The sequence below is a fragment of the Winogradskyella vidalii genome, assembly GCF_013403955.1.
Classification (GTDB): domain Bacteria; phylum Bacteroidota; class Bacteroidia; order Flavobacteriales; family Flavobacteriaceae; genus Winogradskyella; species Winogradskyella vidalii.
In genome coordinates this window covers 40,132-58,609 of record NZ_JABFDG010000007.1, presented here as the reverse complement: position 1 = coordinate 58,609, position 18,478 = coordinate 40,132, and the positions used below count along the sequence as shown (strand labels likewise).

Here is an 18,478-nt window from a genome sequence, read left to right as displayed (position 1 = left end):
CTAATAGCGGCTTGTATTATTCCAAACATTTAAATTCAATTAAAATCGGTAATATTTTTAGATAGTTTAATATAATTTGATAGGCGGTCTCTTTTTTAATCATATACTTATTCTATTTTGAGCGCTTCCCTTTTCTTTTGGCACGAAATTCTATGTTGTCTTCTAATTACCAGTCTATTTAGAATAAAACGATATAGATTAGGTTTAAACTCCACTTTATTCACTTATTTCTAATAGCGCCATCGCTGTTACCTTTTCGGAATCTTATTTAAAATTTAGACTAAATGAAGACTTATAAATAGATTGAGGCATGAACCTGATTATGCAGTCTGTCTCAATCTAAATTTTAAAACTTTGTGAAGTGAAAGGTGTAAGAGAATTTGATTTGGCGGACTCATTTTAAAAGTTATTAAAACTCTGTTTATGTATTAATAACTTCTTAAGCTTATATTAAAAATGAAAATACTCGCAACACCCTTGAAATTGTTTCCAAGACTAAATTAATGAGGATTTTTTGCTCAAATGTTGGGGAATTTGGTAAGTGATTAATATAAACACAAAAGCCCAATCATCATTTTTAATAATGGGCTTAAGCAGATTAACTCAAATTTATTTTAAAATAACTTCATAATCCCCAGCTCCAGACCTCTCAACTCTGCCAAACCTCTTAGTCGACCTATTCCTGAATATCCAGGATTCGTTTTTTTGTGCAAATCATCAAGCATTTGATGGCCGTGATCTGGGCGCATAGGTATTAGCGCGTCTTTCATATCTGCTGATTTTCTTCTCCGTTCTTCGATAACTACTTCCTTAACAACGTTAAACATATTTACATCTCCCTCTAAATGATTGGCTTCGTAAAAATTGCCTTTGTCATCACGTTTGGTACTTCTTAAGTGTAAAAAGTGAACTCTATCTGCAAATCGCTTAAAAATTTGAACTAAATTATTATCTGCTCTTACTCCTAATGACCCTGTACAAAAAGTAATTCCGTTAGCTCTATCTGGAACTTCTGAAAAGAGATGTGCATAATCTTCCTCTGTACTTACAACTCTTGGCAATCCTAATATTGAATATGGTGGGTCGTCTGGATGAATACACATTAATACATTATTTTTTGATGCTACAGGTATAATTTCCTTTAAAAAAGCTACTAAATTATCTCGTAGCTTTTGAGCATCAATGTTTGCATAAGTATTTAATATCAATTGAAATTGTTCTAAAGTATACCCTTCTTCTGCTCCTGGTAAGCCAGCAATGATATTATTAATAAGCTTTTGCTTATCATCGTCTGAAAGTTTTTCAAAATAAGATTTAGCTTCAGTTTTCTGTTCTTCAGAATAATCTTTTGCAGCTTCTGGTCTCTGTAATAAATACAATTCAAAAGCAGCAAAAGCAGTTACGTCAAAACGAAGTGCTTTTGAGCCGTCTTCAACTTCAAATGCTAAATCCGTTCTGGTCCAATCTAAAACTGGCATAAAATTGTAGCATACAATCTTTATCCCACAACTAGCTAAATTTTTAATGCTTTGTTTGTAATTCTCTATATATTCTTGAAAATTACCACAACGCGTTTTTATACTTTCGTGAACAGGAATACTTTCTACCACACTCCAACTAAGTCCTGATGACTCTATAGTTTCTTTTCTTTTAGAAATTTCATCAACCGTCCATACTGTTCCGTTCGGAATATGATGTAGTGCAGAAACAACTCCCGTAGCTCCTGCTTGTTTAATATCTGATAAAGAAACTGGGTCATTGGGACCATACCATCTCCATGTTTGTTCCATTTTATTTGAATTTTAAAATTTGTATTAATATTACAATTGTTCTTTCTTAGACGAATAAACAATTATACTCCGCTATAGGCTGAAAAACCACCATCAATAGGAATAACAACACCTGTTACAAAAGATGACGCATCATCACATAAATATAAAGTTGTACTCACTAAATCGTCAGGCTCGCCATAACGTCCCATAGGCGTTTGATCTATGATTTGTTGTCCTCTTTGAGTTAGGCTTCCGTCAATTTCGGTTAGTAATGTTCTGTTTTGGTCGGTTAAGAAAAATCCTGGTGCTATAGCATTAACTCTAATTCCAACTTTTGAAAAATGAACAGCCAACCATTGCGTAAAATTAGAAACTGCCGCTTTTGCTCCACTATAAGCAGGTATTTTTGTTAAAGGTGTGAACGCATTCATAGATGAAATATTTAAAATACTACACCCTTTTCTACCTACCATATCTTTTGCAAAAATTTGCGTAGGCAATAATGTACCAATAAAATTTAAGTTAAAAACAAACTTGATGCCTTCAGGGTCCAAATCGAAAAAGGTTTTAAAACCTTCCGCTCTATTATTTAAATCTTCTTCTTCTAAATGAGGGTTAGATGTTGTTCCTAAAGGATGATTTCCCCCTGCTCCATTTATAAGAATATCACAGTGCCCTAGTTTCTTATTTACTTCATTCTTTGCTGTTTCTAATGACTCTATTTCCAAAACATTCGCTACAATTCCAATGGCCGTTCCTCCGTTAGCATTAATGTCATTAGCCACTTCTTCTGCAGCTTCTAATTTTAAATCTAATAAAGCTATCTTATGACCTTTCTTAGCCATCGCTTTGGCCAATGTGCTACATAAAACACCACCAGCTCCAGTTATTACTACTACTTTACTCATTATTATTTTATTTATTATTAAATACCATTATAGATTAGTGCTTTTATATGATAAACCCTCAATGAATTAAAAAGTACAATTCACGAAGGGTTTTTAAATTGTATTAAAAATTATACTATTAGTTTTTAATAATCTTTTTTGTGATGCTACTATTATTATCTCCTCTTATTTTTATGAAATAAACTCCTTTAGTTAAAGAAGAAATGTCCATACGATTATCATTTAAGACTTCTTGTATTAATACTTGCTCTCCCAAAATATCAAAAACAGTAATTGATGTTACACTTTCTGCTCCTGATTCAATTTCAATGTAGTCATTAGCTGGATTAGGGTAAATTTTAAAATTAGCTATTTCATTGTCAACTATATCTAAAGGTTCGTTGGTAGTAGAAACGACATCTTCCCAAGAAGTTCCAATCCTAATTTCATCAATTGCGATACCAGGTGTTCTAGCGTTAGAATTTGCATTTATTTTTAAAAGTGTGAATGTCGATCTATTTGCCTCATCCTCTAAAGATATAGAACTTGTATCTTCATGCGAAGCTGGTTCCGTAGCTCCATTTATAACAGGATTAACAAATAAATGTGCCACTGAGTTTCCTGAAGAATTAAATTCATACTTTATAACCACAAATACTTCATCAACATTTTCAGTAAAAGTTGCACCTGTATAAACTATAGCTTCACCAGACGTATTACTTTCATTAATACCTAGATTGTACGTTGTATCATCGACTTTTGAAAAATAAAGAGCAGCACCATATCCAAAACCAGATGTGGCCAATGCAAAGAAATAATCTAAACTTCCAGATACAGAGCTCATATCTGTTACCTTAACCATGCAAGAGGCATACAAATTTACTCCATCATTCTCATTTACCGGTTCAAAATATAATAATGGATCATTTGTTCCACCCTTAATCTCAATGGCGTTTCCTGTAAATGCAGGCAGTCCGGCATAGCTAGTGAATGGTGATGTAATTAAAAAAGGGTTTTTGGTACTTGAGTAATTATCCTCAATCCAAGGTCCAAGCCCAATCATCGTATCAGAATATAGCAAAGTATTTAATGGCTCTGGTGGAGTGTCGTCAGAATAAGCTACGGCATAATCAAAACCTTCATAGAGTGGCAATTGATACAATTCTTGACCAAAAGTAAGGCAAGACGTTAGTAATAACGTTAAAAATAATTTTGTTTTCATAATAAAAGTTTTACTGGATTAATAGTTATTTTTACTATATCCACTTTCTAAAAAAGTATTTAAAAAGTGGATTTTTTTCATTCTCTAATCATTTTTTACAATAGTAAAATCATCGTAATAAGATTGGTCAGAGGCTTCAATTTTATTGGTCATAAAAAACACAATTTGGCTACTGCTACCTGTATCAAACGTAATGGATTCCTCCACCCAGTCTCCTGTTGAACTTCCTGTTGAATCATCATAAGTTTGAGAGGCAATTATTTTTTCTTCAACATCAATAAATTCAGGTAAATCAAAATGATCTTCATAGATATTAACATAAGTCTGAGAACCCGTATCCGGAGTATGCTTCATCCAAAAGGTTATTGTGTAACTTGCATTTGGTGATACAACTATATCTTGATACAACCAACGTCTTGGCTTGGTAGACGTATTATTCGTTGTTAAATTCGCTGAGTAACTACCATCAACCGTGTGATTGTTACTACTAGTCGCTTTTGCAAAATAATCTGAATCACCATAGAAATCATCGGCTGCAGCTTCTAATGTTGTGTTTCTCCATGCCGTTCTATTATCATCTTTATTTGGCTCATCATCCCAAGTGCCGTTGTTTATTTTAAGTTCGGTAGCAACAAAAACATCGTCTACTAATTCACCTGATCCTAATGGCCCAGATGCTGTTAATGTTACTACATACATACCCGCTTCAGCATAAGTATGTGTTGGACTAGCTTCATTTGATTGGTTTCCATCACCAAAATCCCAAGTAAATGTATCAGCATCATTTAGGCTCGTTAGGTTTTCAAAACTTGCAACAAGATTATCAGTAGTCAGATTATATAATGGAACTGGAATTCCTGGTGGAATAACTTCTTCAACAGTAACATCCTGAACGATTTGATCTACACCACCATTTGGTCCAACAGCACTTAAAGCGATTGTAAACGTTCCGTCTGACCCATATGTAAAGATTGGATTTTCTTCTTCTGAGATAGGTGCACCTACTTCTCCAAAATTCCAATAATATTGATCTGCGTTTGTTGATGTATTCGTAATTGTGACTACTCTATTATCATCTGTGGTATAAGTAAAGGATGCTTCAGGTCCTGTAGCATCATCTTTATCACAAGATGTCGTTACAAGACATATTCCAATTACAAAAAAAAGCGACATTAAAACTTTATTAAATAACATTGCCTTTTTTAGTCTAAAAAAATTTTTCATTGCTTTCATTGTTTTATAATTTTAGTTTATTGTTTACAGAGATTATATCTTTTCTAGCCTATAGATTAATGTTTGTGTTTTTATATTTGAGATTAATTCTCCCCATTTTAAAAACACAGAATTATGTAATTTTCTACTCGCTATTTTTTCTCCTGTTAATGTGTAAAGTGTAATTTCCCAAGAGCCTTCAGGTATTTTAAACCCATTTTTGTCAGTAATTACAACCACACCAGATTTTGAGTTATGATAATTATTAGCCGTTAGATCGGTAACTGATAATGGAAGATTATTTAGATTTAAATTTAATCCTGCTACCGTACTGATACCATCACTAAACACATGCTCTCTTCCGTAGAAATATTGATTACTAGGGGTTTTCTCTTTTATTACGGAAGCAGATACTGCAAAAAGGTCATTGCCTCCTGGTTTTACTACTGTTCTTACAACAGTGGTTTCTTGGCCTGCATTTAATATTAAATAATTCTCTTCTTCAAGATTTGAAAAACGCTGACTTCCATTACCTGCATCTCCATGAATAGACCAGAAGAACTCTTTATCTAAAACACTTTTATTATTAAATTGAAACGTAATGGTATAATCTGCTAAAGTCTCAACAATAGTTACTCCTATGTCGTGTTCATCAGTAGAATGAAAACGATTATTTGTTGAAATTTCATCAATTAATATATCCTTATAGATGTAGTATAAAAATTTCTTATCACCATAAAAATCATAGTGCCCTCTTTGTTTTATAGCGCTACTAATTGGTAAGTCGGTATCATTATCTTGTACTGTAAACAGCATAAAACCAATAAGATTTCCTAATGCTTTAGATTTTTGCCACATGATTTGTAAATTGGCACCACCTTCATGGTTCTCATAATTGGCTGCAGCTACACTACTTGAGTTTGCATCCCTATCATAAGAAGCCCCTGTTTCACCAATGTACCAACCACGGTTACTATTTACACTATAGCCTCTCCGGTTAACAATTCTATTGTAATAAGAATTTTCTTTTAACATGGCATCTGTTGAGATATATAGATTAAACCCTAACAAATCGAAATTTTCAAACACGTTCCCATCTGTGTTGTCTAAATCTTCAAGTTCCTCATATATATTAACAGAAATTCCATTACCAGAATCTTTAGCATCTCCCGTATGAGACACTAGCTTACCGGGTGCGTATGTAGTATGAATAGCATCTGCAACAGCATTCATAAAATCTTCAATTCCTTGGGCTCCTACCTCATTATACCAAGACGCATATTTTGAAGAAACATTAAACTCGTGAAAAATTAAATACCCCATTAAATACTGACTTCCATTTGGGCCAGCTGCATCATTTATAGTCGCAATTAAGCTTGCAACACTCCCTGGGTGAGAAGTATCACTGATGGCTCTCGCAAAAGATGCTGCATCATTTGTTGGTAAATCATCCGAAAGCGTTGATATATTATCTTCTGGTGATATTTGCACCATGTAATGCATCGCTTTATTAGGGTCACCACCATCAGGATTGGCTACATTCCATTCCTCTATCCATTTGATTAAATTAGCATAATTATCAAAATATTGATTTCCCCAACTACTTTCATCCGGACTCCCATAAATACGCAAGGTATTAACTCCAATAGCACTTAATTCAGAGAGTTTTTCTTTTACTAAAGTTTCATTAGTAGTTTGAGTCCCATCTGTAAATGGTGTTGCTTTAGCCCAAGATTGACCGTTTAAAAAGAAAGGTATACCATCTCTGTACATACCATTTGCATCTACAGTCCAAGTATAATCTTGAGAAAATGTATTAAATGATGTAAATATTATTATAATTAAAATTAGATACTTTTTCATTTTTGGTTTAATTTTTAGATGTGATGTTTTTAGTTCGAGATTTTTCCAAAAGATTATGAAAGTACTCTTGCGCCCAACCAAATGATCCATCTGGACGTATTAACCAATTACCAGCTAACTCTTCTGCTTTAAGTACTCTATCTTGTTTTTTTGATCCTGTTTTTGTATCATTAGAATACAACTCCCAATAAAATATGTAAGGTATGTTTTGTGCCAAATACACTCCCATAATCACATCTGTAAAATTCTGAACATATGCTTTGGTTCTGTTATTTCTATTTTCGTGTTCATTTATTTCACCTATAAACACAAACTTCTCGCCTTTCATATAAGGTGTAGGATTCATATAATGTCTTAAATAATCAATTCCTTTATACATTTTAATACCGTCGTCAGATTTTCCGTCGTAAGCAGACCATGCGACCATGTCTACTTCCACATTTGGTAACACACTCGTTGTAATTGAAGGCATGCTATAAAGAATACCATCATAAACTTTGTTAACTTCAACAGCGTTGTAAACTTTACATTTTGAATTACTAAATTCTTTTCTTGCACGACTTACCCCTTTCTGACGTGCTTTAATCCAGTCAATCATGTTTTTAACTCTTACAGGTGCATTTGGTGAAACGGAATCTTTTCTCCATTTGCTTTTGGCACTTGTACCACCTCGTAACATCCAATCGCCTTCCCAGTTTGATAATATAAAAGACACATCTCTATCTTTATATTTATTAAGAAAATGCGCTGTTAAATCATAAAATTCTTTCTCTACACGGTTTAAGTTTTCAGTTTGATCTTCTGTCGATGCTCCTGCATAACCATCTTTTATATTTAAAGCGAAAACTTTGAAAGGCATATTAAAAACCTCATCATAGTATTTGTGAGTAGCCAATTCTTTTAAGGTCATGGTTTTGGTTAAATTCCATTCCGAATTGTATTTATAGCCATGGGCTTGTCCGTCCGCTTTATAAAACCATAGTTTTAAAATACCATACCCTAAATCATGCATTTTTTTAGCACCTTCAATAATGAAAGGTTTGTCCGTTAAATGATATTGTCCATTAACATGAGTTGCTCCTAATTTATATTTTAAATCAGCTGGAATTTCTGCACCTTTTGAAGGTCTATGCTTTTCAATTAATTCTAGAATCTGCTCATCTGATAAATTTTTAGACACAAAATCTTGTGCATTAACATAATGCATAAAAAAGAACGCTATAAAAATTATATTTCTCATATTAACTTGGTGGATAACACAATAATATCTTCGATTCTATATGAGATTTAAAAGTGACTTCGTTAATTGCGGCAGATAAGAATATTTCATCTCCTTGTTTAAAACTAAATTCTTGTCCATTACATTCCACAGAACCTTCACCAGAGTATATAACGGCCACATAAAAAGCGTCATTTCCTTTTATAGTGTATTCTCCATCTAAATCGAGTTCTTTAAGTCCAAAACAATCTGTATGCGTTTCGTTAAAAATTGATTTCAAATTGTGAGTCGCTGAGCTATCAATAACTTTTGGTTCAACTTTCCAACGTTTCATAGCTTCTTCATAGGAATAATTATCGTAATGAAAGCAATCTAACATCGTTTCTTCTCCAACTCCTTGATGTATTAATTCATCAGAAATTTTCAAACCTTTGGGTGTTACTTTTTCAACACGCATGGTATAATCAGTAGGTTCTTGAACTTCCATTAAAAAACAACCACTTCCTATAGCATGAGGAACGCCTCCATAAATCATAAAAGCATCACCTGGATTCACTTCTATTTTATGTAGGCAATTTAGCATACCTTCAATATCTTGACTTAAAAAATAACCCCTCCATTGTTCGCGAGTGACTCCTTCTTTAAAGCCCATATAAACAACACTTTTCTCGCCGTCTATTTCGCGCTTATTCAATACATACCAAGATTCTGTTTTACCAAAATTTGAATTAAGTATATTTTTCGCATATGCTTTATCTGGATGCACTTGAATTGTCAATCTTTCATTTGAATCTAGCATCTTGATTAAAACACCAGTTGTTCCATGTTTTTTAGCAAGTTTCTCTCCTAAAAAAAGTTCTTTGTTCGAATCGACTAATTCTTTAAGTGATTTTAAACCAAGATGCGTATTCAACATTGAAAGCCCTTCTTCTTCAGGACGTCCTTTCCCTCTCGCAGTAATTGTAGACATAATCCATTCTTCTGGCATGTCTCCATCAACCTCTCGAGGACTTTTTTTCCATTTATCTATTAGTGCACCTCCACCGTACGTGCGCCAAACTCTATTGTTTTGTTGTTTTAAAGGTATGTATGCTAACTTTTGTAAATCTTCCATTATTTTAATTTATAAGTTCAATGACTCCAGTAACCCCTACAATAGAAGTATATAGTGAAAACAATAATATCAGAGTTAAAAAAACATTTTCTAACGGTTTGTTTTTTTGACTTCCCATTAGATCTACTCTATTACTCAAATACAGAATACCCAAAACAGTTACTGGTAAAATCACTGCATTAAACACTTGTGAAACCACCATTACAAATACAGGTTGTGCATTAAAGACAGGTACGACTAATCCTAATAAAGAAATTAAAAGCACCATTACTCTATATTTTGGCAGCGTCATATCTCGTTTAGAATTATTATAATCACATAATAACCAAGGCAACATTAAAATATTTGGAAACTGAGATGAAACACCTGCAGAAATGATTCCAATAGCGAACACTGAAGTTGCAAAACTTCCGGCTAGTGGCTCTAACAATCCTATCATTTGAGAGGCATTGGTTAAGCCAATTCCCTCAACATAGAGCGTACCTGCTGCTGCTGCCATTATAGAAGCACTAATAACAAACATTAATGTAACTGATACGACAGCGTCATTTCTTTGTTTTTTTAAATCAGCTATTTTCCAACCGGCTTCTTTAACCAATGTCGTTCTAATAATAAATAAACCAGAAAAAACAGTTGTCCCTACTAAAGATGCAATAATTAAAAATGGACTTTTATCCGCATCTAAACCTTCTGGTATATTTGGTATAAGTCCTTTTAAAATATCTATTGGAGGTGGCATCATGATAAAAAAGTTAAGAAGAAAACTCGCTGACATAATTGCTACAATTACGGCTAATGCTCTTTCAAAAAACTGCGTTTTACCATTCCAAAAAATAAAATATACCAATGCAATAAAAGTGGCTGCAAAATATATAGGAGAAATCCCTCCATCAACAACAGTTTTAGACCATTCGAAGCAAATATCAGCTACAATACCCATTACGCCCATTACACTTCCACAAACCCCAACTGTTAAAGCCACTATAAAAAATATACCAACCCCTGGATGTATATGTTTCCTAAAAGCCTGTAAAGCTGTTTCTCCTGTGACCAACGTATATTTACCATATAAATTAATCATAAAATAGGTCGTTAAACAAGAGGCGACGATTGTCCATAAGAGTGACATTCCGTAATCGGCTCCTGCTTTTGCCATTGTTGTTACACTACCAGTACCAATATTTAAACCAAGTAAAAAAATACCTGGAAGAAATAAGGCTAACCATTTTAAAAACTTACTTCGGAAGGTTTGTTTCATAATATTCTTATTATTAGAACTAGTTTTTAATATCTAAAGCAATAGTTTTTGTATTCCAGCCTTCTAAATGCATTTCAACATTTTTATTCTTTAAATACTTTTTATCGACTTTTATATTGATTGTTTTTTCTTCGTTTGGAAGTAAAGACACATAATCATCATCAAAATGAACTGGAAGTATACTTTCTCCTGAGTTTTTATCTTTCAATTTGATTTTATTCAACAAAGAAATCTTGCTAGACTTATTTGTTAATTTAATTTGTGCGGTATAAAAGGTATCTTCAACTGATTCTGTTATTTTTAAATCTATATCTGCTTTAGGCAAATCATTTAAGTCCAAACAGTTTTCATTTTTATTTTCTAACCAATAAAAATTATCACTTATTACTTTTCCTTTTTTTGTCAATTCTAGTTTTAAATAAAGCACTTTATCAGCTGGCGTATGTACTAAAGGAAATGATGTTTTTACAGAAGTAGAAGCCACTGTAATCGGTGTTTCTTCACTCCAAATAACATGTCCTTCATTATCAAATATGGTTGCTTTAATAGTTGCTTTTTTAATATCCTCTCTTGTATTATTAGCTACACGTATTTCGTTTCTATCAATATCCCAAAACGCATGAATATTTGAAGACCCTTTTTTAACTGCAAAGTAAGAAGCAGTATACTCTAAATAGTGATCATATAGCTGACAAATTAAAGATGGCCATGCCGATTGACTCATCCACAAAATCATACCACTTCCTTGTTTTGATTGAAGTGTTTCAAACATCGCTTTACCCGTTTCATAGTTTAATAATTGAGCTTTATTACTATAGTCTTCGACACTTACTGCTGTGCCATATCGGCTTTCAATTGTATTAGTATATTTATGTGAACGTGAATCTTGGTAATTATGAACTGCCCACATATCACTAATTGGCCACAAGTCTTCTTTTGGCATCATTTTACGTAAGCTTTCTATTTCTGGTATTGCAATAATGCCAAGTTCACTATGAAATGTTTCACCTCTTCTTTGAAAATACCATTCTGGTGACTTTACTTCATAAGGGCCAAAACCACTTAAAGGAGCATCTGCGGAATTAGAAACATAATGGCGGGTACCATCCAATAATTCGGTTTCCTTTCTCATAGCTACGTCGTATTCTAACAATGGAATACCTTCATTACGTCCACAGTAAAATGCTAAAGATGGATGTTTACGTACCCATTTAATTTTATCGCGAGCATTAAGCATAAATAAATCTAAATCTTTTGGGTTTGGGCCGTTTTTTGGGTTTGCTAACCAGAAATCATCAAAAATTAAAACACCATATTTATCACAGGCCTCATAAAACTCTTCATGATTAGTCATACCAATCCAATTGCGAATCATATTGAAGTTAGCTTCTTTATGTAGTTTAACTCGCAAATCATATCCTTCTGCATCCATTCTCATCATGGCTTCTGGTAATCCCCAATTTCCACCTCTAAGTAAAATTCTAGTGTTATTGCAATAGATGAATAAAACATTATCTTTTTCTATATACTCTAGTTCACGGATACCATACTTAATACTTTTTTCATCAGAAATTTTGCCATCTACTATAAATTCTAAATCTAAATTTTCAAGATGTTGTTCACCATAGCCATTTGGCCACCAAAGTTTAGGATTCTTTATTGATAGTTTTGAAAATTTTGATTTATCAAATGTGACAGTTTTTGTTTCATTGGCGGGAATTGTGACAGGTAATTCTAAAGTTATTTTCCCTTCTAACTTTGCCACTAATTTTCCTGAAACCACTTGGTCAGACGAATTCTTAAGTTCTGTACTAATTGTTAAATCGGCCTTTTTAAGATTATCCTCAGGTAATTTTGTAGAAACCCATGGATCTTGTATGGTTACATCACCACCAACTTTAAATTCAACATTGTTCCAAATACCATTATTTCTACCTCGAATAATTGGAAGCCAATTCCAACCCGCTGAAGCCAATGATGTAGGTCCATCAAGTCCCAACATATCTCCATTTGATATTCTAGCTCCTAATGTCTTTTTAATTATTTTAAAAGTACCTGACACCCAATTTTCATTATGATGCACTAAAACAGCGATGGTATTAGGTTTATCTAAGTCTATAAAATCTGAAACTTCATATTCACCTCGAAGAAATCCACCTTCAATTTTTCCTAGGTGTTTTCCATTAATATATATGTCGGATTTCCAATTAACACCAGCGAAATTCAAATAGATTTTTTTATTTGCTAATTCGGGTGAAAATGATACTTCGGTACGGTACCAAAAGTCATTACCAGAGAAAAACTTATCAGAAATTTGATGCATATTGTCTCCATATAAAGGATCCTGAACAGCACCAAAATTATAATAATCGCCTAAAATAGTCCCTGGTACTTTGGCAGGAATCCATTCTGTATCATCATAACCTGAAGCAGAAATTTGATTTTCATTATCATTAACCATTGCGGTAGATTGTACGCGCCAATTAGAATTATTTAACGATAGATTATTTAATGAAATCTCACTTATCTTTGATGGTTTAAATCTATCATTACTATTACCGAGTACTTCAATTTCATTAATAGAACAACCACGTATAATATCATTTACTTCAGAAATATCGATTCTTACAAACTGAGCTTCTTTTCCTTTAATATCTAGTACTTGATCACCGCCTACACCTTCTGTAGTAGTATATATTTCCTCTGTAGCCCCATTAGAAATTAATGAGATTTTATATTTGATTGCAAAATTTACACCCCATTTTATTTTAAGTGTATTTATTTCTTGTTCTGAATCTAAATCAATTAAAATAAACTGACTTTTATCTTTATAATGCGCCTCCCAATAAGTATCCTCATTACCATCAACAACAAGATGACCTGTTTGATTAGCATCTATTGATGAAGAGTGGGTAACAATTCTATATTTTGCTATATTAGTCTCTTGGGCAAATCCTTTCCAAGTGAACATAATTGCTACAAGAATGAATATTTGGACTAATGATTTTAAGCTTCTGTTTCTAATCATTTTGTGTTTAATTTTAAAAAATTCGTTACTATATTTAAATATTATTAGGATTGATGCGCCCTGCTGAATCAAAAATTCAGGATGAGTTTTAAAATATCTTGATAAGGATAAACCTTGTATTAATTATTTTAGAAGTCGGTTTTGTATTTTAATTATACCCAGGATTTTGTGGAAATTCAAGAGTTAAATTAGCATCTATTACACTTTGAGGAATTGGTAAAAGTCTATCTCTATCCTGAATAGTTTCACCTCCTTTAAAATTATGTAATTGCGTTCTTTCTAACCATTTCCCTGTTCTCAGTAATGTGTATCTGCGGTGTTCCTCAAGTAATAATTCACGAGATCGTTCATCTAAAATAAAATCCATAGTTACATCTGCAGCTGTGATAGCTGAAGCATTAGCTCTCTCTCTAATTATATTTATTGTTGTTGCAGCACCAGTAATGTTACCTGATAAAAACTGAGCTTCAGCTTTTAAAAGATAAGTATCAGCCATTCTTAAATATACCTGATCATTATATTGATAAGACAGTTGAATATCAGAAGCAATTGCTGACTCAAACTTTCTACTAAAAGGCCAGTCTTTTCTATTTGTTTCTGGATTAGTTATAGGTACACTCCAATCTAAGTTTATAATATCTCCATAATTATAACCTGGTGGTAAATCATCAGCAACACCAGTATCATTTTGCGACGCATCCTTTAATACAAAATATTTTCTTATAACATGATTGGAAAACCTATCATCACCATCTTCGTAAAGATCTAAAGCAAATTTAGTAAGAGACATTCTACCTCTTGGCCTACCTCCTCTTTCAACAGTAAGCTCAAAAGGAGTTACACCTCCTATATTTATATCATTATATCTACTAGTGTGATAACGTCTCATGTCACTGCCTTCACCTCCTGCGGTTGCAAATTCCCATTGCCAAACCCATAATGCTTCCGTATTTCCTTGTTCTCTATTACTATTACCCTCAAGGAACATGTCCATAAAAGGCACTCCAGGCTCACTAGATTGTACACCATAACGTTCTGTTACAAGTGTATACTCTGGTGTATTAATTACTTTGTCAGCATAGATTAGCGCCTGTCCTGGTTCGTTTAAAACTAAATATAATTCTGCAAGATAGTGCTGCACAGCTCCCCTACTAATTCTTCCAGGAATTGGAGTTACGGGAACATATTGTTCCGCAAAAAGTAAATCTGCTTCTATTTGTGCTCTCACATCTGACACAGGTGTTCTTTCCCAATCTGTTTTAATGTCTGATCCGTTAGATTCTTCTAAAGTTAAAGGGACGTCTCCCCAAGTAAATGTTAAATGTCTGTAAGCCCATGCTCTAATTGCTCTAGCCTCAGCTATAACACGGTTTTTGTTAGCATCAGCTTCCCAATCAACATCTGGATTTTCTGCTCTGCCAGCGATAGTATTTGCAGCGTTAATTATACTGTAAAGCCATGTGAAATTCCCTTGAAGTTCAGAGTTAGTTGCATTATTAGATTCTCCCCAACTGTCTGCTACATATCCCCAACCATCAGGTTGATTTGTACACATGTTATCTGTTCCGTTAAGAAACATTTCTGCTCTTAACCTATCTGAACTTCTATCAGAACTACTAGTTGATCTTCCTTCACGTTCCATTCTTACGTTGGCATACAAACCATTTAACGCAGCCTCAAATCCGGCCAAATCTAGAAATAATGAATTAGCAGTTACAATGGATGGAGTTTTTTCGTCAAGAATATCTTCTGAACAGCCACTAGCTACCAATAGTAATGTGACTATGACTATTATGTTATATTTTAAAGTTTTCATATTTTTAGTTATTATAATTTTAAAGTCCAATATTTAGTCCAAGTACATATTCTTTAACGAGTGGTGTAGAACGTTGCCCATCATCGCCATTAGCATTCGTTACTCCTGAACCTAATTCAGGATCTAAACCTGTGTAATCTGTTATGGTCACTAAATTTCTTCCAGTAACATATAATCTAAATTCAGTTAACCCTAATTTTTCTAATACATCATTGGGTAAATCATAAGACACTGTAAGATCCCTTAGCCTAATAAAACTCGCGTCTTCATATCTTGTTACTGAAACCCCTCCTTGCTCGTGTGCATTCTCGTCATTAGCAAAAATTATATTGGTTGGATTATCTGGTGTCCACCAATTGCGGTATACGGTATTACGTCTTGTACCTTGAAAGACATCCGTACTCCATAAACTATTTGATTTTGTTGCTCCACTAACTCCAGTTACAAAAAAGTTTAATCCAAAATTCTTATAATTAAGTGTATTGGTGATTCCCCATATGGCCTTAGGATCCCTCTGACCTTGAAATACTCTATCCTCAGCATTTATAACAAAATCACCATTAACATCTCTAATTTTTATGTAACCTGGTTGAGTTCCATAAGCTGCAGCCAAACCTGCTTCATCTTCTTGCCAAACACCATCATATTGATAACCATAATTTGTTAAAATAGGTTTACCAATGAACCAACTATTATCCAAATCATCAGTTTCATTTCCATTTTCATCAAGAATGCCATATAACGATACTATTTTGTTTTTAGTAAATGATATATTCCCCCTTGTAGTCCATGAAAAATTTGGTGTATTAATGTTTCTTGAAACTAATGATATTTCAATACCCCTATTATTAGTTTTTCCTATATTCTGAGTTATTTCATCTAACCCGTGTATTGGTGATATCGATCTATTTAATAGTAAATCTGATGTATCGGTATTGTAATAATTTATGTCTCCCGTAATTCTATTATTTAGGAAGCTAAAATCAAGTCCAATATTATAAGACTCACTAGTTTCCCAACTTAATGTTGGAGTACCTAAAGTAGATGGTATATATCCTGGTGCCGTTGTACCAGACCCTGTAACATTGTCAAAGATTCTAAATTTAGCAATAGTCTCATATGCACCTAGAGCTTGATTTCCATTTTGCCCCCAAGATCCTCTCAGTTTTAAATTATTTATTATATCACTTTTAAAAAACTCTTCATTACTAATATTCCATCCTACAGCAAGTGAAGGGAATGTACCCCATTTATTACCCTCTCCAAAACCAGAAAACCCATCACGTCTAACAGTAAATGTGAATAAATACTTATTATCAAAACCATAATTTGCTCTAAACATTTGAGAAATAAGGTTAGTTTTTCTATACTCATAATAAGGTTCTATTAAATTGGCTTGTGGAGCGCCATACCAACCTTGTATATCATTAGGAAAACCTTCTGCACTTAAACTATTAGTACTTCTCTCATCTTGTTCTGTACTATACACACCGGTTAAACCTATAGTATGCTTTCCGATGTCTTTATTATAGGTAAATATATTTTCAATAGTATAACTTTCAATAAGGCCACGGCTAACATCCGAAGATCCTTGTTTTTCAAATCCTTCTGTTGTATTTCTGCCTCGATATGTACCAGAATTAGTAGTTCTATATCTAAACCCTGTATTTAATCTATATTGCAAACCTTTTACAAAAGGCAATTCAATATTTAAAAAATTATTAGTTACAATTTGCATTGAGGTATTTGTGTTTTCCATAAAAATACCCTCTAGAGGATTACTAAAATATCTATCTTCATCCCATGGATAGATATTTAGATTACCATTTTCATCATATGGTTTAGTTAATGGATTCATCCAAAAAACATCTTCAAAATTAGCAGAAATACCACTTTGATCTCCATATGTTAATGTCGTTCTTGTGCCTAATGACAACCAATCAGTGATTTTATAATCTAAGTTAAGTCTTGTAGAAAACCTTCGATAATCATCGTTTATCGCAATACCAGCTACATCTAACAGATTAAAAGCAGTATAATATTTCGTTTTGTCCGAACCACCAGATATAGAGACATTGTGATTTTGACTAAAACCATCTCTTAAAGCAATATCAGGCCACGAAACCCATGCTTTATTAGCATAAACTTCTCGTTCAGTTTCGGTAAAGATCGTAGTTAAATCAGGATCAGTTAGACCATCTGTAGCTATTGCTCGTTCTAATTTAAAATTATAAAACTCTTCACCATTCATTAATCGAGGTAAGTTTGATAATTTTTGAATAGTACTATAACCGTCGTATCTAATAACTGTTTTTCCTTCAACACCACCTTTTGTGGTTATTAAAATAACACCATTAGATCCACGAGAACCATAAATTGCCGCTGATGATGCATCTTTTAAAATTTCAACAGACTTAATATCGTTAGGACTTATATCTCTAAGTTGTCCTTGGTATGGAACACCATCAACAACAATTAAAGGACCGTTGCTCGCTAAAATAGAATTTCTACCTCTAATAACGATTGAAGTGTCATCATTACTAGGTGCAGCTCCCGTAGATAATGTCGTTACGGAAATACCAGGTAATGCACCCTGAATAGCCTGTGAAATATCCACGTTAGGAACCATCTCTAACCTTTCTTGATCTAAGGACGCTACAGTACCTGTAATATCACTCTTTTTTTGAGAGCCATAACCAACCACTACAACCTCGCTCAATGACTGAGCATCCTCTTTTAACTGAATATTTAAAGTATCATCCCCTTTAATTTCAACCTCTTGACTTATAAATCCAAGATATGAGAATACTAATACATCTCCGATTTTTCGATTAGGGATTACGAAGTTTCCATCAAAATCAGTAGTTCCTCCTGTAGACGTATTTTTAACTATTATATTAACTCCGGGTAAAGGTGAACTTGTACTCGCATCGAACACTGTTCCTTTTATATTTAAATCTTGTCCAAAGGACAGCGCAGAAAAAAAGATAAAAGCAATAAGACATAATTTGTTTTTAGATAAAATAAAGTAGAGATTCATTATTATACAGTTTTATTTAGTAAGCCAAATATAAGTGGCTTAGAGAT

Annotated in this window: 11 protein-coding genes; all 11 read right to left on the bottom strand. The window is 33.2% G+C overall.

Annotated elements, in window-relative coordinates; translation table 11 throughout:
- Positions 1-614 precede the first annotated feature (614 nt).
- Entirely contained in the window at positions 615-1,790 is a 1,176-nt protein-coding gene (gene uxuA, locus HM982_RS14990; RefSeq protein WP_179354152.1) for a mannonate dehydratase, read from the bottom strand.
- A 62-nt stretch (positions 1,791-1,852) separates the two neighbouring features.
- On the bottom strand, positions 1,853-2,680 hold the full coding sequence (locus HM982_RS14985) for an SDR family oxidoreductase (protein ID WP_179354151.1): 828 nt from the start codon (positions 2,678-2,680) through the stop codon (positions 1,853-1,855).
- Between the two features lie 118 nt (positions 2,681-2,798).
- Positions 2,799-3,881: a T9SS type A sorting domain-containing protein gene (locus HM982_RS14980; RefSeq protein ID WP_179354150.1), complete on the bottom strand. Its 1,083-nt coding sequence runs from the start codon at positions 3,879-3,881 to the stop codon at positions 2,799-2,801.
- Between the two features lie 84 nt (positions 3,882-3,965).
- Positions 3,966-5,105 carry a PKD domain-containing protein gene (locus HM982_RS14975; protein WP_179354149.1) on the bottom strand — a complete coding sequence of 380 codons (1,140 nt, stop codon included), beginning with the start codon at positions 5,103-5,105 and terminating at the stop codon, positions 3,966-3,968.
- A 42-nt stretch (positions 5,106-5,147) separates the two neighbouring features.
- Complete coding sequence (locus HM982_RS14970) at positions 5,148-6,956, bottom strand: hypothetical protein (protein WP_179354148.1); 1,809 nt, start codon at positions 6,954-6,956, stop codon at positions 5,148-5,150.
- 7 nt (positions 6,957-6,963) lie between these two features.
- Positions 6,964-8,196: a hypothetical protein gene (locus tag HM982_RS14965; RefSeq protein ID WP_179354146.1), complete on the bottom strand. Its 1,233-nt coding sequence runs from the start codon at positions 8,194-8,196 to the stop codon at positions 6,964-6,966.
- Between the two features lies 1 nt (position 8,197).
- A complete protein-coding gene (locus HM982_RS14960; RefSeq protein WP_179354144.1) occupies positions 8,198-9,289 on the bottom strand; it encodes a type I phosphomannose isomerase catalytic subunit in 1,092 nt (363 codons plus the stop codon).
- 4 nt (positions 9,290-9,293) lie between these two features.
- Positions 9,294-10,547, bottom strand: a complete 1,254-nt coding sequence (locus HM982_RS14955) for an Nramp family divalent metal transporter (protein WP_179354142.1) — start codon at positions 10,545-10,547, stop codon at positions 9,294-9,296.
- 19 nt (positions 10,548-10,566) lie between these two features.
- The gene (locus HM982_RS14950) at positions 10,567-13,575 is read right to left on the bottom strand and encodes a glycosyl hydrolase 2 galactose-binding domain-containing protein (protein WP_179354140.1); all 3,009 of its coding nucleotides are present in this window, start codon (positions 13,573-13,575) and stop codon (positions 10,567-10,569) included.
- A 148-nt stretch (positions 13,576-13,723) separates the two neighbouring features.
- Positions 13,724-15,391 (bottom strand): RagB/SusD family nutrient uptake outer membrane protein, encoded by a 1,668-nt coding sequence (locus tag HM982_RS14945; protein WP_179354138.1) that lies wholly within the window; start codon positions 15,389-15,391, stop codon positions 13,724-13,726.
- Between the two features lie 19 nt (positions 15,392-15,410).
- Entirely contained in the window at positions 15,411-18,431 is a 3,021-nt protein-coding gene (locus tag HM982_RS14940; protein ID WP_179354136.1) for a SusC/RagA family TonB-linked outer membrane protein, read from the bottom strand.
- Positions 18,432-18,478 lie beyond the last annotated feature (47 nt).